General features: G+C 42.4%; 27 protein-coding genes. 15 read left to right on the forward strand and 12 right to left on the reverse strand.

The annotated features are described in order from the left end of the window. Positions 1-22 precede the first annotated feature (22 nt). The 3 genes from ABH008_RS06975 to moaC all read right to left on the reverse strand — a co-directional run bounded on the left by ABH008_RS06975 (position 23) and on the right by moaC (position 988). A complete protein-coding gene (locus ABH008_RS06975; protein ID WP_347989132.1) occupies positions 23-178 on the reverse strand; it encodes a hypothetical protein in 156 nt (51 codons plus the stop codon). After that, positions 178-360, reverse strand: a complete 183-nt coding sequence (locus ABH008_RS06980; RefSeq protein ID WP_347989133.1) for a hypothetical protein — start codon at positions 358-360, stop codon at positions 178-180. Before ABH008_RS06980 ends, ABH008_RS06975 begins: the two co-directional genes overlap by 1 nt. A gap of 130 nt (positions 361-490) precedes the next feature. Further along, positions 491-988: a cyclic pyranopterin monophosphate synthase MoaC gene (gene moaC, locus ABH008_RS06985; RefSeq protein ID WP_347989134.1), complete on the reverse strand. Its 498-nt coding sequence runs from the start codon at positions 986-988 to the stop codon at positions 491-493. Between the two features lie 54 nt (positions 989-1,042). On the opposite strand from moaC, the gene ABH008_RS06990 reads away from it, so the two are divergent. The 4 genes from ABH008_RS06990 to ABH008_RS07005 are packed head-to-tail and all read left to right on the forward strand — an operon-like array spanning position 1,043 to position 2,530. Further along, entirely contained in the window at positions 1,043-1,279 is a 237-nt protein-coding gene (locus ABH008_RS06990) for a MoaD/ThiS family protein (protein WP_347989135.1), read from the forward strand. A 1-nt stretch (position 1,280) separates the two neighbouring features. Further along, positions 1,281-1,730, forward strand: a complete 450-nt coding sequence (locus ABH008_RS06995) for a molybdenum cofactor biosynthesis protein MoaE (RefSeq protein ID WP_347989136.1) — start codon at positions 1,281-1,283, stop codon at positions 1,728-1,730. 58 nt (positions 1,731-1,788) lie between these two features. Next, complete coding sequence (locus ABH008_RS07000; RefSeq protein ID WP_347989137.1) at positions 1,789-2,199, forward strand: nucleotidyltransferase substrate binding protein; 411 nt, start codon at positions 1,789-1,791, stop codon at positions 2,197-2,199. Continuing rightward, complete coding sequence (locus tag ABH008_RS07005) at positions 2,192-2,530, forward strand: nucleotidyltransferase domain-containing protein (RefSeq protein WP_347989138.1); 339 nt, start codon at positions 2,192-2,194, stop codon at positions 2,528-2,530. The genes ABH008_RS07000 and ABH008_RS07005 overlap by 8 nt, the downstream gene beginning before the upstream one ends. A 525-nt stretch (positions 2,531-3,055) precedes the next feature. Here the strand turns inward: ABH008_RS07005 and ABH008_RS07010 are convergent. The 3 genes from ABH008_RS07010 to ABH008_RS07020 form a co-directional block, all read right to left on the reverse strand. Beyond that, positions 3,056-4,090 (reverse strand): IS110 family transposase, encoded by a 1,035-nt coding sequence (locus ABH008_RS07010; protein ID WP_347989139.1) that lies wholly within the window; start codon positions 4,088-4,090, stop codon positions 3,056-3,058. Between the two features lie 146 nt (positions 4,091-4,236). Continuing rightward, entirely contained in the window at positions 4,237-4,758 is a 522-nt protein-coding gene (locus tag ABH008_RS07015) for a hypothetical protein (RefSeq protein ID WP_347989140.1), read from the reverse strand. Between the two features lie 428 nt (positions 4,759-5,186). Further along, positions 5,187-5,801: a tetratricopeptide repeat protein gene (locus tag ABH008_RS07020; protein WP_347989141.1), complete on the reverse strand. Its 615-nt coding sequence runs from the start codon at positions 5,799-5,801 to the stop codon at positions 5,187-5,189. A 554-nt stretch (positions 5,802-6,355) separates the two neighbouring features. Between ABH008_RS07020 and ABH008_RS07025 the strand changes: the two genes are divergently transcribed. From ABH008_RS07025 to ABH008_RS07035, 3 genes are all read left to right on the forward strand, one after another. Then, positions 6,356-7,042, forward strand: a complete 687-nt coding sequence (locus ABH008_RS07025; RefSeq protein WP_347989142.1) for a hypothetical protein — start codon at positions 6,356-6,358, stop codon at positions 7,040-7,042. Positions 7,043-7,294: 252 nt separating this feature from the next. Then, entirely contained in the window at positions 7,295-8,728 is a 1,434-nt protein-coding gene (gene dbpA, locus ABH008_RS07030; RefSeq protein WP_347989143.1) for an ATP-dependent RNA helicase DbpA, read from the forward strand. 56 nt (positions 8,729-8,784) lie between these two features. Beyond that, on the forward strand, positions 8,785-9,117 hold the full coding sequence (locus ABH008_RS07035; protein WP_347989144.1) for a hypothetical protein: 333 nt from the start codon (positions 8,785-8,787) through the stop codon (positions 9,115-9,117). 332 nt (positions 9,118-9,449) lie between these two features. Here ABH008_RS07035 and dnaQ read toward each other — a convergent pair whose 3' ends face one another. Both dnaQ and ppk1 read right to left on the reverse strand, forming a co-directional pair. Continuing rightward, complete coding sequence (gene dnaQ, locus ABH008_RS07040; RefSeq protein ID WP_347989145.1) at positions 9,450-10,181, reverse strand: DNA polymerase III subunit epsilon; 732 nt, start codon at positions 10,179-10,181, stop codon at positions 9,450-9,452. 11 nt (positions 10,182-10,192) lie between these two features. Further along, on the reverse strand, positions 10,193-12,262 hold the full coding sequence (gene ppk1, locus ABH008_RS07045; protein WP_347989146.1) for a polyphosphate kinase 1: 2,070 nt from the start codon (positions 12,260-12,262) through the stop codon (positions 10,193-10,195). A 111-nt stretch (positions 12,263-12,373) separates the two neighbouring features. Here ppk1 and cysM point away from each other — a divergent pair, with 111 nt between their 5' ends. The 7 genes from cysM (at position 12,374) to mepA (ending at position 19,610) form a co-directional block, all read left to right on the forward strand. After that, positions 12,374-13,264, forward strand: a complete 891-nt coding sequence (cysM, locus tag ABH008_RS07050) for a cysteine synthase CysM (RefSeq protein WP_347989147.1) — start codon at positions 12,374-12,376, stop codon at positions 13,262-13,264. 203 nt (positions 13,265-13,467) lie between these two features. Then, positions 13,468-14,793, forward strand: coding sequence for a 23S rRNA (uracil(1939)-C(5))-methyltransferase RlmD (gene rlmD, locus ABH008_RS07055; RefSeq protein ID WP_347989148.1), 1,326 nt, complete (start codon positions 13,468-13,470; stop codon positions 14,791-14,793). Then, complete coding sequence (locus ABH008_RS07060) at positions 14,790-15,284, forward strand: L,D-transpeptidase (protein WP_347989149.1); 495 nt, start codon at positions 14,790-14,792, stop codon at positions 15,282-15,284. The genes rlmD and ABH008_RS07060 overlap by 4 nt, the downstream gene beginning before the upstream one ends. 6 nt (positions 15,285-15,290) lie before the next feature. Next, complete coding sequence (gene truA / locus ABH008_RS07065; protein ID WP_347989150.1) at positions 15,291-16,094, forward strand: tRNA pseudouridine(38-40) synthase TruA; 804 nt, start codon at positions 15,291-15,293, stop codon at positions 16,092-16,094. 77 nt (positions 16,095-16,171) lie between these two features. Further along, positions 16,172-18,091 (forward strand): adenylate/guanylate cyclase domain-containing protein, encoded by a 1,920-nt coding sequence (locus tag ABH008_RS07070; protein WP_347989151.1) that lies wholly within the window; start codon positions 16,172-16,174, stop codon positions 18,089-18,091. Between the two features lie 21 nt (positions 18,092-18,112). Next, entirely contained in the window at positions 18,113-18,727 is a 615-nt protein-coding gene (locus ABH008_RS07075; protein ID WP_347989152.1) for a DUF928 domain-containing protein, read from the forward strand. 16 nt (positions 18,728-18,743) lie between these two features. Beyond that, positions 18,744-19,610, forward strand: coding sequence for a penicillin-insensitive murein endopeptidase (gene mepA / locus ABH008_RS07080; protein WP_347989153.1), 867 nt, complete (start codon positions 18,744-18,746; stop codon positions 19,608-19,610). A 74-nt stretch (positions 19,611-19,684) separates the two neighbouring features. Here the strand turns inward: mepA and ABH008_RS07085 are convergent, their stop codons facing one another. Both ABH008_RS07085 and ABH008_RS07090 read right to left on the reverse strand, forming a co-directional pair. Continuing rightward, positions 19,685-20,407: a DUF445 domain-containing protein gene (locus tag ABH008_RS07085; RefSeq protein ID WP_347989154.1), complete on the reverse strand. Its 723-nt coding sequence runs from the start codon at positions 20,405-20,407 to the stop codon at positions 19,685-19,687. Positions 20,408-20,901: 494 nt separating this feature from the next. Continuing rightward, positions 20,902-21,330 carry a desulfoferrodoxin family protein gene (locus ABH008_RS07090; protein ID WP_347989155.1) on the reverse strand — a complete coding sequence of 143 codons (429 nt, stop codon included), beginning with the start codon at positions 21,328-21,330 and terminating at the stop codon, positions 20,902-20,904. Positions 21,331-21,615: 285 nt separating this feature from the next. Here ABH008_RS07090 and ABH008_RS07095 point away from each other — a divergent pair, with 285 nt between their 5' ends. Beyond that, positions 21,616-22,239 (forward strand): inorganic pyrophosphatase, encoded by a 624-nt coding sequence (locus ABH008_RS07095; RefSeq protein ID WP_347989156.1) that lies wholly within the window; start codon positions 21,616-21,618, stop codon positions 22,237-22,239. Between the two features lie 111 nt (positions 22,240-22,350). On the opposite strand, the gene ABH008_RS07100 is transcribed toward ABH008_RS07095, so the two are convergent. Both ABH008_RS07100 and glf read right to left on the reverse strand, forming a co-directional pair. Continuing rightward, positions 22,351-23,532 (reverse strand): glycosyltransferase, encoded by a 1,182-nt coding sequence (locus tag ABH008_RS07100; protein WP_347989157.1) that lies wholly within the window; start codon positions 23,530-23,532, stop codon positions 22,351-22,353. Between the two features lie 19 nt (positions 23,533-23,551). Further along, complete coding sequence (gene glf, locus ABH008_RS07105) at positions 23,552-24,664, reverse strand: UDP-galactopyranose mutase (RefSeq protein WP_347989158.1); 1,113 nt, start codon at positions 24,662-24,664, stop codon at positions 23,552-23,554. Between the last annotated feature and the right edge of the window lie 224 nt (positions 24,665-24,888).

Consider the following 24,888-nt stretch of genomic DNA (forward strand, 5'->3'; position numbering starts at 1 on the left):
CCTGATTTGCTGCCACGCTTTTTCAACAAAAGCACCCATTTAATTGGCTATAATGAATTTTTCGGTAGAGCATTTCCATGAAAACATTAACTGCAAGTTCAGGATGTTCTGCTCCATCACGTTGTGGAGCGTGTAAACTCAAGCGACTCGCTATGCTTTGCAATACTTTCTGACCCATTAGGATAGCTGCTGCTTAAGCTCGTCAGCAGAAACTTTGCAAATTTCCCCACTCTTAATCACCACAATACCAGTATTGGATTGTATTGCAATTTGTCTTGCCATTTGCGCTGCGCGTTTTATAGCGGCCAGCGAGGCAATCAAGTCCGGGTTTTTTGCTAATATCAATTCCGATGCTTTCATTTAATTTTCTCCCCAAGCATGTAGTAAGGGTTCTTGACAGGCGTTGTCATAAAATGCTCAGTCATTCACAAGATGCTTATAGTGTTGTTCAAAATTATTACACCCTGCTGCAAAACGGCGACGTATAACGTCAGACGGTTTCGCTATCTAAATTTTGCCAATCCCCCGACTTACCGCCACTCTTTTCCAGCAAACGCACACCCTCAATCACCATGCCTCGATCAACCGCCTTACACATATCGTAAATAGTCAGTAGGGCTATTTGTGTGGCGGTTAAGGCTTCCATTTCCACACCGGTGGGTCCGGTGGTTTTGACGGTAGTTAGGCAATGTACGCGATTTTGTTCGCTATGTGTGGCTAGTTGTATCTCTATATGGCTGATGCTGAGCGGGTGGCATAGCGGTATTAGCTCGGCGGTTTTTTTACTGGCCATAATGCCGGCGATACGTGCAATGCCTAATACATCGCCTTTTTTGTGATTTCCGGCCATAATTAAGGCTAAGGTTACTGCTTGCATACTAATATAACCTTCACAAACAGCAGTGCGGGCGGTGTCGGGTTTATCACTCACATCAACCATGTGTGCTTCGCCTGCGGCATTAAAATGTGTCAGCGTTGCGTTTTGCATAACGAAAATCCAGCAGCTAGTAAGGCTGCACATTGTATTATCTGGTGTATAGAGATGTCGATTAAAGTAAGCTATTTTGCAAATTTAAAAGAAATTGTAGGGCGTAGTGGCGATGAATTGCTCGCTATAGACGGCGCGTTGACTGTGCGTCAGCTCTGGCAGCAGTTAAACCCGTCTTTACCCATGCCTGCCTCGTTGCTGGTAGCGGTTAATATGGACTATGTGCTTCTGGATGCTGCGGTTAACGAGGGCGACGAAGTGGCGTTTTTCCCGCCAGTAACCGGAGGTTAAGATGGCTATTCAGCTCAGTGCGCAGGCTTTTGATCCGTGGCAGGCCATCGTTAACTATCAACAGCAGCAAATGCCGCAGGGCAAATATGGCGCAACCAGCGTGTTTGTCGGCACCATGCGCGATTTTAATCAGGGCGATAGTGTCACCAGTATGTTTCTGGAACATTATCCGGGTATGACAGAAAAACAATTGTTACACATAGTTGCAGAAGCGGAGCAGCAATGGCACATTATCGATGCGTTGTTAATACATAGAGTGGGTGAAGTGGTTCCCGATGATACTCTGGTATTGGTTGCGGTTTGGGCGGCGCATCGCGGCGATGCTTTTGATGCCTGCCGCTTCATGATGGAAAACTTGAAAAGCCGCGCACCGTTTTGGAAAAAAGAAACCCTGGCATCTGGTCAGCAGCGCTGGGTAGAAAAAAACAGTGCGGGGTATCAGGACAACTAGGTGCTATACAGATGCCTATCTTGAAACATTCCACTCAAACCAAAAAAGCGTAAAGATCATGAATGAAGACATCCGCTGGAAACAACGCTTTAAGAATTATCAAAGCGCGTTAACCCAGTTAACAAAATTTATTGATAAAGGTGAACTCAACGAACTTGAAGAGCAAGGCTTGATTCAGGCGTTTGAATACACGCATGAGTTAGCGTGGAATGTATTACGAGATTATTTACTGGAAAAAGGTCAGCAAAATATCCATGGCTCCAAAGATGCAACCCGTGTAGCATTCAGGCTGGATTTAATCAGGGATGGTGATAGCTGGATGGATATGATTCGGGACCGAAATCGTACCAGTCATACCTATAATAAAGAAACAGCCGATGCAATCGCCAGCAATATTAAACAACGTTTTTTTGGGTTGTTTGTTGAACTACAGAGTACCTTGCGTAATTTAGCGAGTGGCGATGACTAACGCAAAAACATCAATCGAGGATCGGTTTGGCTTAAAACAGCATACCATTAGCGCAATTTCGAATGTGTTTGCCCGCTACTCGGAGATTAAGCAAGCCGTTTTGTATGGTTCTCGGGCTAAGGGTACTTATCGAAACGGTTCTGATATTGATTTAACTTTATGCGGCGAAGCATTAACGTACAACCAGCTTGAACGCATTGAAACGGAAATTGATGATTTACTGCTGCCATATGCTGTGGATTTGTCTTTGTACACTCATATTGATAATGCCGATTTATTGGAGCATATTCAGCGCGTTGGACAGGTGTTTTATCAGCGTGAGCAGTTGTAGTTAAAGCCTTCGTTGAGTAATCTGGAAAAAGCGTATTAGGTACTATTGTTACGAAAGTTTCTTTCGATAGCCTAAGGACGAATGATGTGCTGAGCAACTTGAAGAGCATCTGTCGCGATCGATGCGCCTCCTGGCGTCGGCACATATATGGACTTCCCCCCTATTGCAAGACAAATTTTACCAAAATGAATGATTTCAAAAGTAATCAAGATTGCCGCCATATATTCGGTTTCAATTAGAGGTTGATTAATTTAACCACTGAACCTTGATGAACGTATTCGCGCGCTATTTCCACAAACATCCTAACGATTTTTAAAATCTATGTGCTTGAACGGGATAAATAGCACCGGTCTGACCTGTTGTTATCATCAATTGGATTTACTTGCCTCCGCAATCTGTTTTACTCTGTGTTACACCATTCACTTTTAATCATATCAACTGAGGGTTATCCACGCCTTACCCAACACCGGAACCCTTCTATCACGTGTAGGTGTTGGGTAAGGCGTGGATAACCCGGCCTACACGCTACGACATGACTACATCGGCGGACCTAACCTCATACCTCTTATTTTGTGTAGCCATTACCCACAAAATTCGGGCATTTTTATTGGCCAGTGCGACGGCCGCTTTGTTAAAACCACGTCGTTCAATTAGCGCCTGCAACCATCGACTTAGCGTGTCTGTTTTACCTTGGCAGTTTTTCAAGACTGATCGGGCGCCGTGAATCAGTAAAGTTCGCAGATAGCCATTACCTCGTTTACTGATACCCAACAACACCACCTTGTCACCACTCGTGTGCTGTTTGGGTACAATGCCTAAACTGGCTGCATAATTTTTGCTTTTGGTATAGCCTTTACCGTCCCCTATATCCGATGCAGCCATAGTAGCCGTAATGGCTCCTATACCTGGAACCTCTACAAATCGTTGACATAATTCGCTCTGAATACAGAGTTGATCAATCTGCTTATCATACTCTTTGATCGTTTTATCCAATTCCTTGAATTTTTCAAGCTGTTTGGCAAACAGATTTCGACTGATCACGCTTAAACCATTCTCAGCATCTTCAATAATTTCAGTGAGGTGCGTTCTGAGCTGATTGATGCCTATAGGCAGCACAATTCCCCACTCACCTAAAAAACCCCGAATTCGATTCGCCACCGCCGTCCGTTCATCCACTGTACTTTGACGCAATCGATGCAGCATTTGAATATCTTGCTGCTCAAGCGTCTTAAGCGAAACTGTTCGTCTTTTCGGTTGGTGTGTTGCCGTCCAAATAGCCTCTGCATCGTTATAATCATTTTTATTGCCCACCACAAACCCTTTCACATAACGGGCATTCAGCAATACCACTTCATGCCCCAGTTTCTTGATTTCTCGCGCCCAATAATGCGAGCCTCCACAGGCTTCCATACCAATAATACTGACTGGCAAGTTCGCTATGTACGACAATAAATCCGCTCGCTTTACTTTCTTTTTAATCTGTTTCAGTTCAGCATTAAAACTCACCAGATGAAAAATGTTTTTTGCTAAATCTAAACCAATTACGTTATTCTTGATCATGGATTTCTCCTTACCCTTGTTTATTTGCCAGGTGCATTATGACACCGTTAGGGGTGGGGAGAAGTCCATGCCATCATCCTATGCAGACTTACTTTTACGGTGAATAGTTACGAACGGTTTTAAATAGGTTTATTGCGTTTTACTATTTAATCGCAACCCGAAGTTTTTTGTTCCAATTTTAAAACCGCTTGGTTTAAAACCTGTAATTGTTTTTCTTCTACAAACTGTAGCCCTAATAGATAAAAAATCGGCATCCAGAATGGATTGATCATCATTGCGCCCAGTACGCTTTTAGCGGTGCGTAGTAAATTTTTTAGCGGATTAAAACCATGGGTTAGCGTAAATTTGGGATATTCGGCAAATACATCCAAAATGGGTTTGAGTCGTGAAAAATCGTAATCTTGCCGTAGCGCCATAGATAGTTTTAGTTTGTGCTGAATAGCATGAAAATGGTGGCGGGCGACACAAACCGAAACCAAAAACGCCAGAGCCATCAAAGGTAGCAATATATGGGGTGGCGCAATGGGCGCGAACATAGGGGCGGCCAATACCAAGCCATAACCCAGCATAATAATGTCTTCGCCGTGTTCCACATCCTTATCCACACCTTTGACAATAGACACTAGCGGTTGATTAGCGACATCAGGATAAGCTTGCTGTTGTTGCATAGTGGTTCTCCAAATAAATGCAGAAATGGGCGGTAAGATTTTGTTGTGTGGCTACGCTGGTTTTTAATTTAAAAAAGCGTAACTATTTACCGTAAAAGTAAGCCTGCATAGGATGTGCCGACGAAAGGAGGCGCATCAATCGCGACAGATGCGCTTTATGTTGCTCAGTACATTCTATAGTTTATTGATTTAATTTCAAAAAACTACGCTAAATTATTGCAAGGGGCTATAGCTTTCATTGTTGGGTTACGCTCTGCCGTGCTAACCAAACCTACACAATTAATTTATTTTTTACTGCGTTAATGCGTCATTGTCAATCTGATTTTTATCAAAAAAAACAGTGCTTAGCCACGATTAGCGTCAGCGTAATCGTGGGAATGTATACTCCCAGAATTCATTGCGGAGATAACAAGTCGCTAAAACCCTGCTTACTCGCTTGGTAATGCAATATGTGCATGACTTTTTTGCCAATCTTTGGCACGTTTTTTAGCCTGTTTAATTTCCGCAGGAGTCAGCGACTTAACCAGGCTGGTCAATGCTTTAACTTTGGCGGCAAAGCCCTGATCGGCCGCCAGTTTTAACCACATATAGCCTTCAATATTATCTGGCGCAACGCCTTCGCCATTTAAATACATGGCACCCAGATTAAACTGCGCATTGGCATAACCTTGCTCGGCAGCAGCGCGATACCAGTTGGCGGCTTGGGTAAAATCTTGTGGAACACCTAAACCTTCGTCATACATAGCACCCAAATTAAATTGCGCTTTGGCATAGCCTTGCTCGGCAGCTCGCCGATACCAGGACAGTGCTTGCGCATAATCCTGAGTGACGCCTATGCCTTGGTCATAAATAATACCCAACAGTAATTGTGCCTCTGCGTAATTCAGTTCTGCTGCTTTGTGGTACAAATCCAGCGCTTTAGCCTTATCTTGCGGCATGCCTTCGCCTTTATCATACAGTTTACCGCGTTTAAATAACTCTGCTGCATCCAGACTTTGAGGTTTATTGAAAAACTGTTCGACAGCATCCGGCGCTTCTGCCATGGGGTCTGCTTGTAATAGGGCGCAGTGTAATAGTCCGTATGTGAATAGAATACGCAGTGTTAAGGTTGAAATCAGGTTGGGCATGGGTAAGAAAGTAATTATGTAATATGAGGGCGCAAGTGGTTTGCTGGTTTTAATGTAAGTGTTTGTAAATAATAAGACTAAAATAACGGGTTCAATTCACATTAGCGGCTGAGCAATGCGCATATTCTAGTAGGTGAAAATCCTGTCTCGGTAACTGCTAGCCACAGGCCGAGTATCAAGCTTTGCGGGTAAAATGGTAACAGATTACTTGACGCGTAGGCACGAAAATAGGTGATGAGCAATGATAACTTATAAAGCTGATCGTGGGTTTAGAGTGCGGAAATAATCGTTTTTGAATAGCTTGATGGTGTTTGGGATGCCTGTAAGTATGGCTGAAATAGCAAGATATTTTTCATGATAGTTAGTCGGGCTTTGACGCCGTATTTTAATTTTGTTAGTTGACGAGACTAATTTAGCTCGTTAGACTTTTAGGTTTTAACTGTTGTCTGTCGTATTAAAGGATTAAATTCGTGAAATATAAACTACAGATTTTTTTAGGGCTCTTAGTTTCCTTCAATGTTCAATCGGGTACTTATACGCTGGATAATAACTCATCATTCAGTAATTCCAATGGCATCAGTCAACTTACCGGTACATTATCGTTGGATTTTCCATTCGGTTTTCCACCTTTACCGGGTAGTAACATCAGTTATGTTATAAACAATATAAATTTTAACGAAAATACTACTTCAATCATACAGTCGAATGTTATAAATGCAGCACCTGCTTATCCTATAGTTTTCTGGCCAAATAGTATCGCTTTGGATTCCAAAAATAATATTTCTAGTGGGTATGATGTCGTTTTAAGTCTGACTGAAACTACTTTAGGAACCAATTTATATCAGTATCGGGAAGATGTTTTACAGTCGGTAAATATTAACGATGCTTCTTTTAACTCTTTTACAGTTGGAAGTGATTCATTACCTAGCAGCTTATTATTGACTTATGAATGGCATACTATTATTTTAAACGCACAAGCAGTGAGTTACCCTGCCGGTGAAATAGGGCCAACATGGCAATATAATACACTTTCCAATATCGATAATGGCACCCTTATTTTGAGTTCTCATGCAGCCAGTGTGCCAGAATCAGAAATGCTATCAATGTTTGCTTTAGGTTTGTTAGGTTTAGGAATGGCTGTTCGTAAAAATGCGTAACAGCGCCACACTACCCTTCCATTAAAAAGAATGTATAAGGTGCAATGAACCAAAGAGAGGGTTTTATTAGGCTGATAATTGAATGGTGAATTATGTTATCTGCTATTTTCGGCGCAATACAGCTATCGCCTATTGACGCCCTATGGATTGCAGCTGATCAAATTGAATAGTATAAACTTGGTTAATTAAATTAATTTATCCCATCACACATATTTTTCTAGGCAGTCACTGCATAGCTAAGGATAATAAGCTATGAAAAATACTATTGAAACGCCTATGCCACTCTCTGAAGCAACGCCTATTGACGGCAGCTTTAACCAATTACCCTTGTCACCCGCCATGCTGGCAACTTTGCAACAACTGGAATATCGGAATATGACGCCGATACAGGCAGCCAGTTTGCCGATTACATTGGCTGGGCATGATCTGATTGCTCAGGCCAAAACCGGTAGCGGTAAAACCGCCGCTTTTGCATTGACATTGCTTAATAATCTTAATCCGCGTCGCTTTGCGGTACAAACCTTGGTGTTATGTCCCACTCGGGAGCTGGCCGAGCAAGTAACTCAAGAAATACGCCGTTTAGCGCGTCATGCAGACAATATCAAAATACTGGCATTGTGTGGCGGTACGCCGTTACGACCGCAGGCCGCCAGTTTAGATCATGGTGTTCATATAGTGGTTGGCACTCCAGGGCGTATCATGGACCATCTTAGTCGCGGCACCCTGACGTTGGAAGCTTTAAATACGCTGGTGTTAGACGAAGCTGATCGCATGTTGGATATGGGGTTTTACGACGATATCGCCTCTGTAGCCAAGCAATGTCCAGATGGCCGGCAAACATTACTGTTCTCTGCCACTTATCCAGATGGCATTGCGCGTTTGGCCGCACAGTTTTTACGCCATCCGCAGGAAGTTAAATTAGCGGAACAGCATGAAGACAGTAAAATTCGCCAGCGTTTTTACGAAGTACAGGATTCCGATCGCTTAAAAGCCGTAGCCTTGTTACTGAAGCATTATCGTCCAGTCAGCACTTTGGCATTTTGTAACACCAAGCTGCAATGCCGGGAATTATTGCAATATTTGCAGGCCCAGGGTTTTCATGCGCTTACCCTAAATGGTGATATGGAACAGCGCGACCGCGATCAGGTGTTAATCCGCTTTGCCAACCGCAGTTGCTCGGTATTGGTGGCTACCGATGTTGCTGCGCGTGGGCTGGATATCAGTCAATTGGAAGCGGTAATCAATGTGGAAATAACGCCCGATCCAGAAGTTCATATTCATCGTATTGGTCGCACCGGGCGCGCAGACGAAAATGGCTGGGCGTTAAGTTTATGCAGTCCGTCAGAACAACGCCGCGTGGCGCAAATTGCGGACATGATGAATATAGAGCCAGAATGGCATACGCTAAATTCGCTGCAAAGCGCACAAACTCAGCCTTTATTGCCGCCGATGGAAACTTTGCTGATATTAGCCGGGCGCAAGGATAAAATTCGTCCGGGTGATATCTTGGGCGCGCTAACGGGGGAAGCCGGCTTTAACAAGGAGCAGGTGGGTAAAATTAATGTGACAGAGCAAACCACCTTTGTTGCCGTTGCGCGTGACATTGCCCGCGAAGCGGTGCGCAAATTAGCGGCAGGTAAAGTGAAGGGCAGGGCGGTTAAGGTGTGGATACTTAAAGATGGATAAGTAGGGGGTAAGGCTTTTGTTTATTCAGCTTTCCGTATAGCTCTACGATATATGCCATGAAAAATAGTCTGTTCCACGAAAACGAGTTTTCTATATTTGGTAAGGCGGCCGCTTATCTACCGTTGATTATGGCTACTTCGTTATGCGCATTCAATATTTTTCGAGGCATAGTCCCAACCCCATACGCGTTTATCATTACTATTGCCGGTTTTATGCTGTTTCTTATTGCCAAAACTTTTGTAATATCCAAAGGCATTGCCGTTTCTTTCGGCACAAAGGTAATGTCGCCAACCATGGCAAATGTTTATCTGCTTGGGTATTGGCTTATGATTGTTGGCATTCTTTCAACGTTTGAAGCTATAAACCTGATAATATCAGGTAGTATTTAAGGATATGATAATTATATGCTAATCTGCTTCGAAATGTTGGGCTTCGCGTTGCTCTGCCCAACCTACAGTTTTGGCTTTTTACCGGACATTCAAGTTAAATTTACGAACTTCCGCTTAGGGTCGATCTTTACTCTTCACTTTAGGATCAGATTGAAACTGATATACTAAATTGTCAGAAATAAAATAGAATTTTAGTAACTATTCACCGTAATGGTCAATTTTTGTAAGATATATCCGCAACAGAAAGTACAGCTATAGCACTGGTGCGCATCACTTCGTTCAGCACACCCTACAGCCATTGATTTTAATTGCAAATAAACGACGCTAAATAATTACGAATTTACTAACTTTTCCCACAAGCACTCTCCGCCACTGGCTTTATTGATTTTTGCCAGCCGTTGCAGATGGTCCTGTTCTTCCTGCTCGGTGCATTTGATGATTTTAAGCGGTGGCCTGTCTACTGGCAGGCGGATAAGCGGTTGTTCGTGGCCGCCGTCTGGTTGCTGTTCATCATCCAGTAAGGACGCTTGTCCGCCCGTCATAATCAGATAAACTTCGGCCAGTATTTCCGCGTCAAGCAAGGCGCCGTGTAATTCGCGTTTACTATTGTCTATGCCGTAGCGTTTGCACAAGGCATCCAGACTGTTACGCGCGCCAGGGTGTTTTTGCCGGGCATAGGCCAAGGTGTCGAACACGGTACTATGTGTTTCTATGGTTCGGGTTTCAGAGGCTAGTTGCCCCAGTTCATGATTGATAAAGCCGACGTCGAAAGGCGCATTATGTATAATTAATTCCGCATCGGCGATAAACGTCATAAAGTCTTCGACTACATCTTTAAATTTGGGTTTGTCTTTTAAAAATTGATTGCTGATGCCATGCACTTCGATGGCACCCGCATCAATTTCCCGCTCTGGATTTAAATAAACATGATAGTTTTTTTTGGTTAAACGCCGGTTAATCAGTTCCACGCAGCCAATTTCGATGATTTTATGACCCTCTTTAGGGTTAATACCTGTCGTTTCAGTATCAAGCACTACTTGGCGCACATCTTTCAATTTCTGCATGCTGATTTTCCTTATTGACAATAGGCGTTTAATAACTCCGATTGCACCTGATAAATCGGCCATTCGCCAGGTTTTGTTTGCAAGTATTGTCCATCTGTTTGAAGTAGCCAAGCTTGAGAGTTATCTTTTAAATACCCCTCCAAATCACCCATAATACGCTCACTGATTTTTTTATCCGTGATTGGGAAGCAAATTTCCACGCGTCTAAACATATTGCGAGTCATGAGGTCGGCACTAGCGGCATACACTGCCCAGTCGCCACCGTTCATAAAAGCATAGATGCGTGTGTGTTCTAGAAAACGGCCAACGATAGAACGTACTTCAATATTGTCAGAGACACCCGGTATGCCTGGGCGCAGGCTACACACACCACGTACAATCAGCTGAATTTTTACTCCGGCTTGAGAGGCGCGATATAAGGCTTGAATGGCTTGTTCTTCCACCACCGCGTTCACTTTAATAATGATTTGTGCGGGTTTGCCTTTCTGCGCATTTTCTATCTCACGCTCGATGAGTTTTATTAAGCCATGATGCAGGGTAAATGGCGACTGTAATAGTTTGTTAAGCTTACTAACTTTTCCTAAACTGGTTAGTTGCATAAAAATGCGTCTTACATCTTCTCCCAGCTCTTTTTCACTGGAAAATAAAGCGTAGTCGGTATACAGTTTGGCGGTTTTTGGATGATAATTGCCGGTGCTTAAATGCACGTAGTTGCGTAAAGTATCACCCTCTTTGCGGAGTACCAGACACATTTTGGCGTGGGTTTTATAGCCTACTACACCATAAACCACATGCGCTGCCGCTTCCTGAAGTTTAGAGGCCAGGCCAATATTATCTTTTTCATCGAAACGGGCGCGTAGTTCGATAACTACCGTCACTTCTTTACCCGCTTTAGCAGCCTTGATTAAGGCACCCACCACAGGAGAATCGACACCGGTACGGTACAAAGTTTGTTTAATGGCGATGACATCTGGATCAACTGCCGCCTGACGAATAAAATCCACCACCGGATTAAAAGACTCATAGGGATGATGTAGTAAAATATCCTGTTTGCGGATGCTGGCAAAAAAATCCTTGGTGCGGCCAAATGCCGAGGGTACTGAGGGCTTAAACGATGGAAATTTTAATTCGGGCCGCTCTATCATGTTATACAGTGCCTGAATACGGCTCAGATTGACCGGGCCATTGACTCTAAACAAGCGGTCTTGGGTCAGATCGAAGCGAGACAGCAAGAAATTGGCAGTTTCTTCCGGGCAATTGGCATCAATTTCCAAACGCACTTCATCACCATAATTACGCATCGCCAACTCACCGGCCACCGCCAACAGTAAATCATCTATGGCGTCATCATCCACAAAAAAATCGCTATTGCGGGTGACTCTGAATTGATAACAGCCTTTTACCGTCATGCCATTAAACAGTTCAGTAATAAAGGCATGAATAATGGATGACAGGAATACAAAGTCACTGGCACCACTATCGGTTTCGTTGGGTGGTAATTGAATAATACGTGGTAAAGCACGCGGAGCCTGCAAAATGGCGCGGCCACTGTTGCGGCCAAATGCATCTTTTCCGGTTAAAGAAATGATGAAATTTAAACTTTTGTTAAGAATGCGCGGAAAAGGGTGGGCTGAGTCCAATCCCACTGGTGTGAGTATCGGTAATAATTCTTCGTTAAAATATTTTTCCAACCAGTTTTTTTGCGAGGCACTCCAACGATCACGGCGTAAAAAGCGGATATTTTCCGTTTCCAGGGTGGGAATTAATATATCATTTAAAACCCGGTACTGTTCGTCGACCAGACGGTGTGCTTTTATCGCAATTTTTTCCAGTTGTTCTTTAATGTTTAATCCGTCAGTACTGATAACATTGGGGTCCATTTCTGCCATTTGTAACAGACTGGCAACCCGTACTTCGTAAAATTCATCAAGATTGGAACAGGATATACACAAGTAATTTAAGCGTTCCAGTAGCGGTAGTCTTTCGTCCAGCGCTTGGGCTAAAACCCTAACGTTGAATTCTAACAGACTCAGTTCACGGTTAATGTAGAGTTCAGGCGCATTAAGATCAAAAGGTTCCATAAAAAATAGTGTTTGAACTGATTAGGTTAGAAAAGGAAGTGAAGACCGTTAAGCTGAGAAAATCCTGATTTGATATAATTTAAATTCGAATAGTAATCAGTATAGAGCACCATGAATTTTCCTACCATAGAGTCATTTGTCGGTAATACACCCTTGGTTCGTTTGCAACGATTAAGCTTAACGACTAATAATACCATTTTGGTGAAATTAGAGGGTAATAATCCTGCAGGTTCGGTTAAGGACCGTCCTGCACTGAGCATGATAAAACATGCTGAGGAAAGAGGTGAAATTAAGCCTGGTGATCGCCTGATCGAAGCGACCAGCGGTAACACAGGAATTGCCTTGGCCATGGCCGCAGCTATCAAAGGTTATAAAATGACTTTGATAATGCCGGATAATATGAGTTCAGAGCGGATTGCATCCATGAAAGCTTACGGCGCAGATATTATCTTAACGCCTGCGACTGGCAGTATGGAGGCTGCTATCGATCTGGCTAAGACTATGGAGGCTAATGGCGAAGGCCGGATTTTGGATCAGTTTTCCAATCCAGATAACCCACTCGCACATTTTGAGTCTACAGGTCCTGAAATTTGGCGAGATACGCAGGGTAAAATTACGCATTTTGTCAGTTCAATGGGAACTACAGGTACCATTATGGGTACTTCTCGGTATTTGAAAGCACAAAACCCTGCTGTACAAATTGTGGGAGTGCAGCCAGCAGGCCAGTCAAAAATTCCGGGAATTCGCCGTTGGCCACAAGAATATTTGCCCAAAATATACGATGCAAACCAAGTGGACAGAATCATAGAAGTCGATCAACTGTCAGCAGAAAATACGACCCGGGCTTTAGCTGCACAAGAAGGTATTTTTGCCGGAATTTCCTCCGGTGGAGCCGTTTATGCTGCTTTGGAACTCGCAAAAACAGTCGAGAACGCATTGATTGTAGCGATAGTCTGTGATCGGGGCGACCGCTATCTATCTACTGGAGTGTTTCCAGATTAACCGAACAGAATAACTAAACTCTGCATACATCAAATTTTAGGTTTACTGCCAGTCTCGCAGAGTAAAAACTCAAGCCTACTGAAATTTGATATGCGTAGAGCATAAGTTTCATGCGAACTGATGCCCTCAGGGCCAACCAGACACGCGCATTTTTGCAGAGCCATCAGTAACACTGTGGCGGCATAATTAACATTGAACAACATATGGCATATAAGAAAAAATTACCACAGGAAGCAATCAGCGTTACTATTGAATCTTTATCGCACGATGGACGCGGCGTAGCCCGTGTTGATGGCAAAGTGGTTTTTATTGATGAAGCTTTACCCGGTGAACAGGTTGAATTTGTTTACACCGATAGTCACCGAGATTATGCGGAAGGTAAAGTGGTTAATGTCCTTAATCCCTCTGCGCAACGCATTAAGCCGGGTTGCGCTCATTACGGTGTTTGTGGAGGCTGTAGTTTTCAGCATGTCGCGGATGCTGAGCAAATTATCATCAAAGAAGGCTTGCTCAAAGAACAGTTTAGCCGTATCGGTAAATTGCAAATCCCAAACATATGGGAGTCCTTGACGGGTCCACATTGGGGTTATCGTTGCAAAGCCAGAATGGGCGTTAAATATGTCGCAAAAAAAGGCAGAGTACTGGTAGGTTTTCGGGAGCGCCGTCATCCTTATTTAGCGGAAATCGATAGCTGTAAAGTGATGCATCCCTTGGTCGGTGAGAATTTATTGGCCTTAGGCGAAATGATTGCCTGTTTAACTATTAAAGATAAAATTCCGCAAATAGAAGTAGCGATTGGTGATCAGGATTGTGTGTTGGCGTTTAGGGTTTTAGAGCCACCAACGCTGCTGGATAAACAACACATGCGTGAGTTTGCACATAAATATGGGGTAAGCATTTGCCTGCAACCCAAAGGTCCTGACAGCATAGTGCCTTTAGACGGAGAGGCTGAAATAACACCTTATTATGTATTACCGGATCTGGGGTTGACCTTTAAATTTAAGCCTGCCATGTTTACACAAGTTAATTACGAAATTAACCGTAAGATGATCAATCGGGCTTTGGACGCATTGGAACTGACCAGGCAGGATAGAGTACTGGATTTGTTTTGCGGTTTAGGTAACTTTACTTTACCTTTAGCCACTAAGGCTGGGGAGGTGGTGGGTGTAGAAGGTGATTTACCGTTGGTTAATCATGCTAAAGAAAATGCGCGTTTAAACAATCTGGATAATGTCGAATTTTATGCGGCAGATTTAACTAAAGATGTGAGTACGCAGCCGTGGAGCCAACAAAAATTTAATAAAATTTTACTTGATCCCTCGCGAGCAGGTGCAGCGGAAATATTACACAATTTTAAGCACTGGCAGCCAGAGCGTATTGTCTATGTATCTTGCAATCCATCTACTCTGGCCAGAGATGCAGGCATATTGGTCAATGAATTGGGTTATACATTAGTTAAAGCAGGGGTGATGGATATGTTTCCGCAAACAGCACATGTAGAATCAATTGCCTTGTTTGTAAAAGCATGAAGCTAGAAATTGAGCGTTATATAGATATTTCTATAGCTGAACAACGCTTGGCGGTGCTGGAAATGGGTGAAATTAGCCAAACGTTTCCAGTATCGACGGCTAAAAAGGGTGCTGGTCAACGTAAAGGCAGTGAATGTACACCGCTGGGCTGGCACTGTATTCGTGCAAAAATTGGTGGTAATGCTGTCATTAATAGCGTTTTTGTCGGTCGCCGTGCAACGGGTGAGATATACACGCCGCAACTTGCTGTTGCAGAGCCAGATCGTGATTGGATATTGAGTCGTATTCTCTGGTTGGGCGGTTTAGAAGCCGGTATAAACCGCTATGGAGATGTAGACACCAGTTGGCGTTATATTTATATCCATGGTAGCCCCGATGACACTGTATTGGCTGGTCCTGCCTCACATGGTTGTATTCGTATGCTAAATAGTGATGTGATTACTCTGTATAACTGGGTTAATGTCGGTTGTCGGGTGTTTATTCATGAGTAGTTAGTCATGACGCGTATTGTTCTAGGTGTTGAATATGATGGTAGTGCCTTTTCTGGTTGGCAATGGCAGACCAATAAACGTACTGTGCAAAGCGAACTGCAAACTGCATTGAGCAAGATTGCCGATCAGGAAATTAGTGTCATTTGTGCTGGCCGCACCGATGCGGGCGTTCACGCATTAGAGCAGGTGGTACATTTCGATACACAGGCGGATCGTGATATTAAGGCATGGGTATTAGGGGTAAACAGTGCTTTGTCTGACGACGTGCGCGTTACTTGGGCGCAGCCTGCAGTAGCGGATTTTCATGCCCGTTATAGTGCTATTGCCCGTTTTTATCGGTATGTCATTCTGAATCGAGCCATGAAATCCGCTTTATTCAAATCGCAGGTTACTTGGTGTTATCAGGAGTTGGATGCAGATAAGATGCATAGAGCCGCACAATATTTGCTTGGCGAACACGACTTCAGTTCATTTAGAGCGCAAGGCTGCCAATCAAAAAGCCCTTGGCGCATGATGCATTTCATCGATGTGTATCGGCGAGATGAGCAGGTTATTATTGATATTTGTGCCAATGCGTTCCTACACCATATGGTTAGAAATATCACGGGTGTTTTAATGGAAATTGGTATGGGACGGCAGCCGGAAAATTGGACACAGCATTTATTGCACATAAAAGATCGTGCGCAAGCGGGGGTTACCGCTCCACCTCATGGCTTGCACTTAGGGGCTGTTTATTATCCAGAATGCTATGCTATCCACAAACACCCGGTGTTTGATAAACTGCCAAAAGATGTACGGCGTTTTGATTAATTGTTTGCTGCTGTAGATATTTCTCTGCTGTCTGTGAGGGTGGTAGTTGGCCAAAATGCAGTTTTTCGAGGTTATCAATGAATGTTTCTCTCTACCTGGCAGCAATATACAAATGTCTGCGCTTACCGGTAGTTGTTTGTTTTATTGTAAGCTTGATCACTATTGCAGGCTGTTTAGGTTTGCAGTCGCTAGGCGTGTTGCAAGGGCTGGAATTAAGTGCTTATGATAGACTTTTGTTGTTTAGGGACACGACTAAGCTTGATGATCGCATTACTGTGATTGGTGAAACGGAAGCGGATATTCGTCGCTATGGCCATCCTATACCGGATCAGGTATTTGCTGATGCCCTGCAAATTGTGGAAAATGCAGGCGTTAGAGTGATTGGTGTTGATAAATACCGTGACAGGCCTGCACCTCCAGGAGCGGAAGCTCTGCAAAAACTATTACAGCATTATCAGAATATTGTTTGGGTATTTTTTGCTGGTAACCAACAAACAGATACCATCACTGCACCTGCCGCATTGTTAGAAAAGCCTGAACAAATCGGGTTTAGCAATATTATTCTGGATGCCGATGATGTCAGCAGACGTGGTTTGTTGTTTTTAGAGGTGGATGGCAATAGCTTTTATTCTTTCCCATTACTGATCACTCTGCAATATTTGGCAAAAGAGAATATCGGTGCTGAAAATGATGAGCAGGGCGCGCTTAAATTAAATACGGTAAGTTTGCCTCGAATTGATGCACATTTTGGTGCTTATCGGCATATAGATACCAATGGCTATCAAATTATGCTGCAATATCCTGGCTTGCCTCAATCCTATCGCTTTTTTACCTTAGGCGATTTACTGGATGGTAAAATACCAGCACAGGCACTACAAGATAAAATAGTTTTGTTCGGTGGCTTCGCCCCTAGCTTACATGATTACCGTCTACTGCCCAATGAAATTAGACGTTATGGTGTAGAGCAGCACGCTTATTTTATTAGTCAGTTGTTGAATGCGGCACTGGAACACACACTGCCATTCGCTGCATGGGCAGATAGTGGAGAAAATGCGTGGTTGATCTGCTGGTGTTTAGTTGGTGCATATACAGGCTTACGCCGCTTGAGCTTAATCTGGCTGTTGTTGATCATTGTTGTTGAATTTCTGTTGTTGTTAGTCTGCGATGTGATACTGATGCGAAATGGCTGGTGGATACCGGTCATTGCCCCTTTAGTGGGGTGGGGCAGTGCCTTGGCACTAAGTGTGTTATATTTTTCCAGTCGTGAAAGGGCAGAAAGACGTCAATTGATGCAACTATTCGCTAGTCACGTGTCGAAAGAAGTTGCGAATAGATTATGGAAAGATCGTGAGCAGTTTTTTAATGAAGGAGGGGTGCGCCCTGTGACACTCACCGCAACTGTCATGTTTACTGATTTAAGCAATTTCACTTCAGTTGCGGAAAATATGGAACCCATAGTGTTAATGAAATGGTTAAATCAGTATATGGAAGTGATGAGTGCCTGTATCATTGAACACGGTGGTGTCATTAATAAATACATTGGTGATGCCATTATGGCAGTGTTTGGAGTGCCCATTAAAAGCGAAACCGAAGCCGCTATTGCATACGATGCACAGCGTGCGGTACATTGTGCAATGCAATTTGCAGAACGCTTGCGCACGCTGAATCAGCATTGGCAGCAGCAAGGTTTGCCTAGTATTACCATGCGTGCTGGTGTTTATACGGGTTCGCTGGTGGCAGGTAGTTTTGGCGGTTCGCTACGTATGGAGTTTACTGTGATTGGAGATACAGTAAATATTGCTTCGCGGCTTGAAAGTTTTGATAAAAACATAGCTCAACCCACGCCTGAACATCCCTGTAGGGTGTTAATTGGGGAAACAACACAGAGCTATGTGAGTGAGCTTTATCCCACACAAATAGTGGGGGAGTTTCAGTTGAAAGGGAAAAATAAATTTTTAAAGATTTTTCAAGTTTTAGGTGCAGAGCGTAGCTTTTAGTGACTTGACTGGAGTGATATTTTGAACAAAAAATTCATGCAAAGACTGAGTGTTGCTTTGCTATTAGTTATCTCGAGCTATGCTTATAGTCAAGGTTTATTAAAATATAATCCACCCAAAACCGGTTCGCCTATGACACTGGCGGGTGGCGGCACGCGTAGTTTTGGAGCAAAAATCCCTATTAAAATCCTGGCCCCCAGGCACACTGGATTAACGTCTAAGTCACAGCCGGTATTATATTGGTATAGTTCACTACCCAAACCCCAAAAACTATTGCTGACCATCACTAAAGAAGGGGATGATCAGCCTGCATTACAAGTGCATCTGGATAATGAGCCTGCCCAAGGTTTGCATAGTGTGCGGCTGGTTGACTACCGATTCTTTTTGCTTGAAGGGTCTGTTTATCGGTGGTCAGTGGCTGTTGATGATGAAGAACAGAATGCCGGTGAAGCTATATCAAACCAGACCTATGTTACATTACGCTACAGTTTTCCAAGTATTCCTATTGATAGTCTCGAGGAATTAGCTGCTGCGGGCTATTGGTATGATGTATTGCAGGAATTGATAGAAACGCATTCACCGCAACTGGATGATTGGCTAGCTGAAGCGGGTATTGTAGTGCCAATTTGGGAATAAAAGTTTAACTTAGACTGTGAAAAATCTTCGAGATCGTATTCTATATCTGACTTTATTTATTTTTGTCATTCTCAGTAATGTGGGTAATGCGGAAGATAAAAGGCTTAATTCGGTGACTGGTTTGGCATCCCTTAACACACCAATTGTCAGTGAAAGCATAGGCTCCTATACCAATGGTTGTATTAGCGGAGCTATGCCTTTACCTTTGCTTGGCAATGGCTATCAAGTCATGCGTGTTTCGCGCCAACGTTATTTTGGTCATCCTACTTTGATTGATTTCATTGAAAAACTAGGCAGTCGTGTTGTATCGTCTAAACTAGGCACCTTGTTGATTGGTGATCTGGGTCAATTCCGTGGCGGCCCCATGCTGTATGGACATCGTAGCCATCAAAATGGCCTGGATGTTGATATCTGGTTTTTATTATCCAGCCATGCCAATGAGCGAATTTTGACGAGTGATGAACGAGAAATCTGGAGCGCTGCGTCGATGGTTGATGCGCAAGCCAATGTGGTGGACTCTAAACAATGGACGCCTGCCCATGCAAAAATCCTGGAAACCGCCGCACGTCAACCTGAAGTTGATCGCATTTTTGTAAATCCCAGTATCAAGCAAGCGCTTTGTGAACAAAAATCACCTGAAACCGTGGAATGGTTGCGTAAAATTCGGCCTTGGTGGAAGCATGACGACCACTTTCACGTAAGATTGAAATGCCCAGCTAAAAATACGCTGTGTGAAAGTCAACAGGAATTACCTGCGGGAGATGGTTGTGATGCGAGTTTGAGTTGGTGGTTTACAGCAGAAGCAAAGCAAGGCGCAAGTACCTCGCCAGCAATTACGCCACCATTGCCAGCGCAATGTGAAAAACTATTGCTAGAAAAATAACGCGTGGGTTTTTATACGCTCCTGCTGTTGCTTTCTTTGTCTAATGTCAACAGCAGGCCAATGGCAATTTACTTTTAGCTAATTCCAAATAACAAGCCTAGCGCTCCACCGATGACGCCGCCCCACACCACTAGCCAGCCCAGATGTTCTTTAATAATGGCTTGCACCATTTCTTTAACCAATTGCGGTGTTAACTCACTTAGACGTTTGTCTATGACCGATTCAATTTTAGTGCTTAAATCTTCTCCGATTTTATGGGCATTCAAACCGTGCTGCAAAGCCAGTTTAAACTGATCTGATTCCACCATTTCCTGTAAAGTGATGCGCATTTTTTCTGTAAACGGTTCTTTAAGTGGCACTAACGCTTCTTCACCGCCCATCATTAACAACATACCGCCAAATTGCGAATTCATGATAGAACTCACTAAACCTGCAAATATTTTGTCGTAATCTACTGCGGCAAGTAATGGCTGCATATTGAGTAACTTACCGCCTTCCTGTTCCTCTGTTTCGATAAATTGTTCAATATTTTCCACGGTAAAAAATTGTTTCATCATCAAAGATTTAATGGATGCTTTAAATTCTTCAAAACGTTCGGGTATTACCCCCGATCCATACAAATAGGGCACTTTTTCAAATAACATATGAATGGCCAGCCAATTGGTAATCGCACCAGAAAATGCAAAATAACCTATGGACTTTAGCGTGCTAGATAACACAGGGCTGGTATAACCCAATAAAATAATGAACACTGCTACTGCATTGGTTACAAGGCTCTTGTCGATTGAAGTCTGCATAAATTCTTTAAGTTGTGAAATGTGGTGGAGGATGAAATAGCTTGTTTGAATATTTCTGTGGCAGAATTGTTATAGTTTGAATAAGGTAGGCATGCTAATGTAAATTTTCAAGGGTAATTGGCTTACTTACAATAAAGAAATTACTTTAAATGGCTATGAATTTTCATTCAATGTCGGCGCTTGATGCTAAAATATAAACATATCTATATTTATAACATCTGCCATATCCTTAAATATTAGGAAATGTTTGGCATATCGTTATTTAGTTTGAGTCTGTAATAGGGTGTGTTGCTGCTCATCAATCATACAATTGCACAGCTTGTAGGTATATAGCATTTGTAAACAATATGGAGAGCTAATTGCAACTGTAAATTTAATCATACAGTCGCCCTAACTATTCTTAATAGATATAAAATGCCAATAAGATGCCGTCCTGCTTAATTCAATCAGGACGGATATACGCTTCTTGTTAATGACTGCAGATGCCGCTAAAGTTATACTTCGGCTTTGCTTAACCAAAGATCGTGTTTGTTACATAAGCTTAATGCGTAAACAGTGCCAGAATAGTCTTTAAGCACGAATGTTGAAATAGCAGTGGAGTCTTTAGTGGGATCAAACATATGTTCTTGAAGAAATTTATAATTTTTATCTAACAGTACATGTTTAACAATATAATGTTCGTAGCCTTTCATTTCGTGCGGAGTCACCACTTTAATGCTGGTTTCGCTGCCTGATTTACTTATTTCAACAGACGGTAAATGCGTTGCTTCTTTGCCAGCCCAGCGACCAGGCGCTTCTTTGGTGAAGTAAATGTCTGCTGCAGGAGGAATTGGTTTTCCTGCTTCTGCCTGACTGATAACAGGAGCCAAAAGACCCGCGGCGGTGCTTGCAACACTTAAACGTATAAAATTGCGACGTTCCATAGTAACTCCTTAAAAAAATAATGGTTTTTATTCTGGTTAAAATTAACGACTCATAATATAGTATAAATGAACTAGTAGTCCACCCATGTTGTTTTGCCCGTGACGGACTCAAAACAATATTGGTGTAGTAATAGGAAATAATGCATTTAATGCCAATTTTTTTGATGATATTGGGCAAGTGTGGTGGTAATGCTACATTGTTAGAAAATAATGAATTTTCCTTTTTTACGACTAAGCTTTTTGGCGATATACGCACAACTTTTAATACAATATAACTAAATTTAAATGAATATTTTACATAAAGCTCATCCTTGGCACGGCATTCCACCGGGAGAGGGTGCACCCTCTATTGTTACCGCTTTCATTGAGATTGTACCCTCGGATACTGTTAAATATGAAATAGATAAACAAAGTGGCTATTTAAAAATTGATAGACCACAAAAGTTTTCTAATATGATTCCCACGCTATATGGTTTTATTCCACGCACTTATTGCGCAGAAAAAGTCGCTGAATTTGCCGAATCAAAATCAGGGAGGCGGGTGTTGAAAGGCGATGGTGATCCTTTAGATATTTGCGTGTTAAGTGAGCGTAGCGTCACCCACGGTGATATTTTGTTACAAGCGATTCCTATCGGTGGTTTTCGCATGCTGGATGGTGGCGAAGCCGATGACAAAATTATAGCGGTCATGAAAGGTGATGAGTTCTATAGACAATGGCGCGATGTTTCAGATTGTCCAGAATCTTATATCAATCGACTAAAGCACTATTTTTTAACCTATAAACATTTACCTTCTGAAGTTAACGATTGTGAAATTACCAATGTCTACGGACGTGAAGAAGCACATGAAGTTATTGTCCGCGCTATGGCAGATTATCATTACCATTTTGGTTGTCAGGATGTAGGTTAATTGAGAATGAATAAACCCACTTGATAAGCGTTTTTTGGCAATGTTTATAGGTGTAAAACTGCTTATAGGGGATGCTTTATAAGCAGTTTTAGCAGCCAGAAAAGGCGGGTTTTAAAGGCACACGATATCAGCAATGATTTTTATAATGCCTTCGTTGTTATAAAACTCGGTGAGAACTGCGCGTGCATTGGATACGATTTGTTTTCTTTCATTTTCGTGATCTAGGTAATAAGCGCATTTGTCTTCTAAATCACTAAAATCCCAGCGAATAGGTATATAAGTGATACCTGCCTGAAATATATCTGGATTTGTTTTAATATGGCTCATATCAGGTTTTATCAATAAACAACCGCACAGTACTGCTTCAAAGTCCCTCCAGCAGATTTCACCATAACCAAACGGACTGATATAAATTTTGCTGAATAGCATTTCTTCATAATATTTAGCTTGAGAAACGCGTTCAACTGGGGCCAATATTTGGTAACGATTTTTCATACCCTCTAGTAAGGGCGTGACATTTCGCAGTTGATACGTCCAATCCGATGGAATTGATGCGCGACACGCAATGTCATAGGGCCTTGCTGTTTCTAGGGACCGATTACTAGTCATGTCCGACAACTCTTCGATTTTTGCATCCATCGCAATGTTATAGCCAAGAATCACTTTATTCTGATATTCAACAGGAACCGGTAAAGTATTCGGAATCATGTTTTCAGAGAACGAAACCCCATGTAGATGATGAACATAGTCGGTTAGATTTGATTTGCCTACAAAGCTGCGCTGATATTCAGAACGGTCACTAAAAACATGTTTTTTAATATAAGTAGTTACATATTTTAATAGTGCAGGCCATTGCACACATAAATCATCATCGCCATCGAAATAAATGATTTTTTGGGTAGGAAACATATCAGAAAGACTACTAACAATACGCTCAGCTTCGCTGGGAGACTTATTAAATGATAATTTAATGCCAATAATGTCAAAAGGTGTTAGTAGTCTTTTATGCAGTGATTGCACATCATCAATCAATAAGTTAACTGATATTAGACGTAGTTTTTTGCGTAATTTATGGCGGTGTTTTTGAAATACATTAAATTGTTGATCACTGGTGTAATTGCCGTTATCGCATAACAGGAGTAGACGTACCGGCTTAGAGCTAGTCGGATAAGTAGTATTTTGCCATTCTTTGTTACTTTGTATTGCTAACAGCCATTCGTCATATAGATAGCGCAGCGGGTTTAATACCCTGAATTTAAATGCAGTTTTGATACGTCTTAAACGTAGATTCATATAATTCTTCACACTATTATTAGCTGTGAGTTTTGATATAGTTGTCAGCAATTGCAAGTGCTTCTGTAATGGTGACATCCATATCCAAATATCGATAAGTACCCAAGCGTCCCACGAAGGTTACGTTTGTTTCTTGTCGACATAAATCCAAGTAGTTCTGAAATTGCAGGCTGTCATTGCTCAGTCTTAGCGGATAATAAGGAATATCTCTATCGCCACAGGCACGGCTATACTCTTTGTAGCAAACAGTGTGCTCGTGGTGTTCCCAGGGAGCAAGATGTTTATGTTCAGTAATACGGGTATAAGGTATAACTTGATCGCAATAATTAATTACAGCATTACCTTGATAATCGCCTGTACTACGAATAATTTCAAAATCCAGGGTGCGATAGGCTAAACGGCCACAACAGTAGTTAAACCAAGCATCAATTGGACCACTTTGAAAGACATGATGGTAGTCTGACTTGTCAACGGATGCAAAAGAAGTGTTTAGATATACCGTAATACCGGGTACGTCTAGCATGCGCTCCACTATATCTGTGTATCCATTACGAGGTAAACCTTGGTAACGGTCATTATAATAATTGTCGTCATAGTTAAAGCGAATGGGAATACGTTTTAGAATGCTCGCAGGCAAGTCGCGAGGATGTAATCCCCATTGTTTTATTGTATAACCTTTAAAAAATGATTCATATAATTCCTTTCCAACAAAACGTAACGCCTGTTCTTCGAAAGAGATTGGATTGGTAATCGAATTATCTGTTTTAGAGAGAAGGTATTGTTGTGCGGCATTTGGCCCCATCGTTTTACCAAAGAATTGATTAATGGTTAACAGGTTGATAGGTAGGCTGAAAACCTTATTATTCACAATGGCTTTTACACGGTTTGTAAACGGTACAAATTCAGCAAAACGATTAATGAAGTCCCATGTTTGTTGATTATTGGTATGAAAAATATGCGGTCCATAACGGTGGAGCATAATTCCTGTGTCTTTATCACGTTCCGTATAGCAGTTACCGCCAATATGGCTGCGTGATTCAAAAACACTTACTTGATGACCCGCTTGGGCAAGTTGATTGGCAATGACCGCGCCTGAAAGACCTGCTCCAACAATGGCGAGCGATTTTTCCATGGTGTATTAACCCGCTAGCTGAGTTGTTATTGTTAATTGATTAGGCAATTTAGATTTCAAAGTGGTCTATTGCAAGTGATTGAAGATGGAATCTTTTGTCGGTATCAACTACTAAAGCGGTTACTTACTCGAAGCTTCAAGAATTAAGAATCAATACGAAATAGATAGTCTATCAGGTGCAATGCTGTAATACTACTGTCCTAAATTGCGCTCTAGAAGCACTA

Source organism: Methylomonas sp. AM2-LC (assembly GCF_039904985.1).
Lineage (GTDB): Bacteria > Pseudomonadota > Gammaproteobacteria > Methylococcales > Methylomonadaceae > Methylomonas.

Excerpts from the sequence above, each read along its gene's own strand:
- ABH008_RS07000 (WP_347989137.1), top strand. The coding sequence starts at position 1,789 with ATGAATGAAGACATCCGCTGGAAACAACGCTTTAAGAATTATCAAAGC.
- ABH008_RS06980 (WP_347989133.1), bottom strand. The coding sequence starts at position 360 with ATGAAAGCATCGGAATTGATATTAGCAAAAAACCCGGACTTGATTGCC.
- ABH008_RS07010 (WP_347989139.1), bottom strand. The coding sequence starts at position 4,090 with ATGATCAAGAATAACGTAATTGGTTTAGATTTAGCAAAAAACATTTTT.
- ppk1 (WP_347989146.1), bottom strand. The coding sequence starts at position 12,262 with ATGGAACCTTTTGATCTTAATGCGCCTGAACTCTACATTAACCGTGAA.
- cysM (WP_347989147.1), top strand. The coding sequence starts at position 12,374 with ATGAATTTTCCTACCATAGAGTCATTTGTCGGTAATACACCCTTGGTT.
- ABH008_RS06995 (WP_347989136.1), top strand. The coding sequence starts at position 1,281 with ATGGCTATTCAGCTCAGTGCGCAGGCTTTTGATCCGTGGCAGGCCATC.
- ABH008_RS06975 (WP_347989132.1), bottom strand. The coding sequence starts at position 178 with ATGGGTCAGAAAGTATTGCAAAGCATAGCGAGTCGCTTGAGTTTACAC.
- truA (WP_347989150.1), top strand. The coding sequence starts at position 15,291 with ATGACGCGTATTGTTCTAGGTGTTGAATATGATGGTAGTGCCTTTTCT.
- ABH008_RS07005 (WP_347989138.1), top strand. The coding sequence starts at position 2,192 with ATGACTAACGCAAAAACATCAATCGAGGATCGGTTTGGCTTAAAACAG.
- dnaQ (WP_347989145.1), bottom strand. The coding sequence starts at position 10,181 with ATGCAGAAATTGAAAGATGTGCGCCAAGTAGTGCTTGATACTGAAACG.
- ABH008_RS07060 (WP_347989149.1), top strand. The coding sequence starts at position 14,790 with ATGAAGCTAGAAATTGAGCGTTATATAGATATTTCTATAGCTGAACAA.
- ABH008_RS07020 (WP_347989141.1), bottom strand. The coding sequence starts at position 5,801 with ATGGCAGAAGCGCCGGATGCTGTCGAACAGTTTTTCAATAAACCTCAA.
- ABH008_RS06990 (WP_347989135.1), top strand. The coding sequence starts at position 1,043 with ATGTCGATTAAAGTAAGCTATTTTGCAAATTTAAAAGAAATTGTAGGG.
- ABH008_RS07100 (WP_347989157.1), bottom strand. The coding sequence starts at position 23,532 with ATGAATCTACGTTTAAGACGTATCAAAACTGCATTTAAATTCAGGGTA.
- ABH008_RS07035 (WP_347989144.1), top strand. The coding sequence starts at position 8,785 with ATGAAAAATAGTCTGTTCCACGAAAACGAGTTTTCTATATTTGGTAAG.
- ABH008_RS07070 (WP_347989151.1), top strand. The coding sequence starts at position 16,172 with ATGAATGTTTCTCTCTACCTGGCAGCAATATACAAATGTCTGCGCTTA.
- ABH008_RS07095 (WP_347989156.1), top strand. The coding sequence starts at position 21,616 with ATGAATATTTTACATAAAGCTCATCCTTGGCACGGCATTCCACCGGGA.
- ABH008_RS07085 (WP_347989154.1), bottom strand. The coding sequence starts at position 20,407 with ATGCAGACTTCAATCGACAAGAGCCTTGTAACCAATGCAGTAGCAGTG.
- moaC (WP_347989134.1), bottom strand. The coding sequence starts at position 988 with ATGCAAAACGCAACGCTGACACATTTTAATGCCGCAGGCGAAGCACAC.
- dbpA (WP_347989143.1), top strand. The coding sequence starts at position 7,295 with ATGAAAAATACTATTGAAACGCCTATGCCACTCTCTGAAGCAACGCCT.
- rlmD (WP_347989148.1), top strand. The coding sequence starts at position 13,468 with ATGGCATATAAGAAAAAATTACCACAGGAAGCAATCAGCGTTACTATT.
- ABH008_RS07090 (WP_347989155.1), bottom strand. The coding sequence starts at position 21,330 with ATGGAACGTCGCAATTTTATACGTTTAAGTGTTGCAAGCACCGCCGCG.
- glf (WP_347989158.1), bottom strand. The coding sequence starts at position 24,664 with ATGGAAAAATCGCTCGCCATTGTTGGAGCAGGTCTTTCAGGCGCGGTC.
- ABH008_RS07015 (WP_347989140.1), bottom strand. The coding sequence starts at position 4,758 with ATGCAACAACAGCAAGCTTATCCTGATGTCGCTAATCAACCGCTAGTG.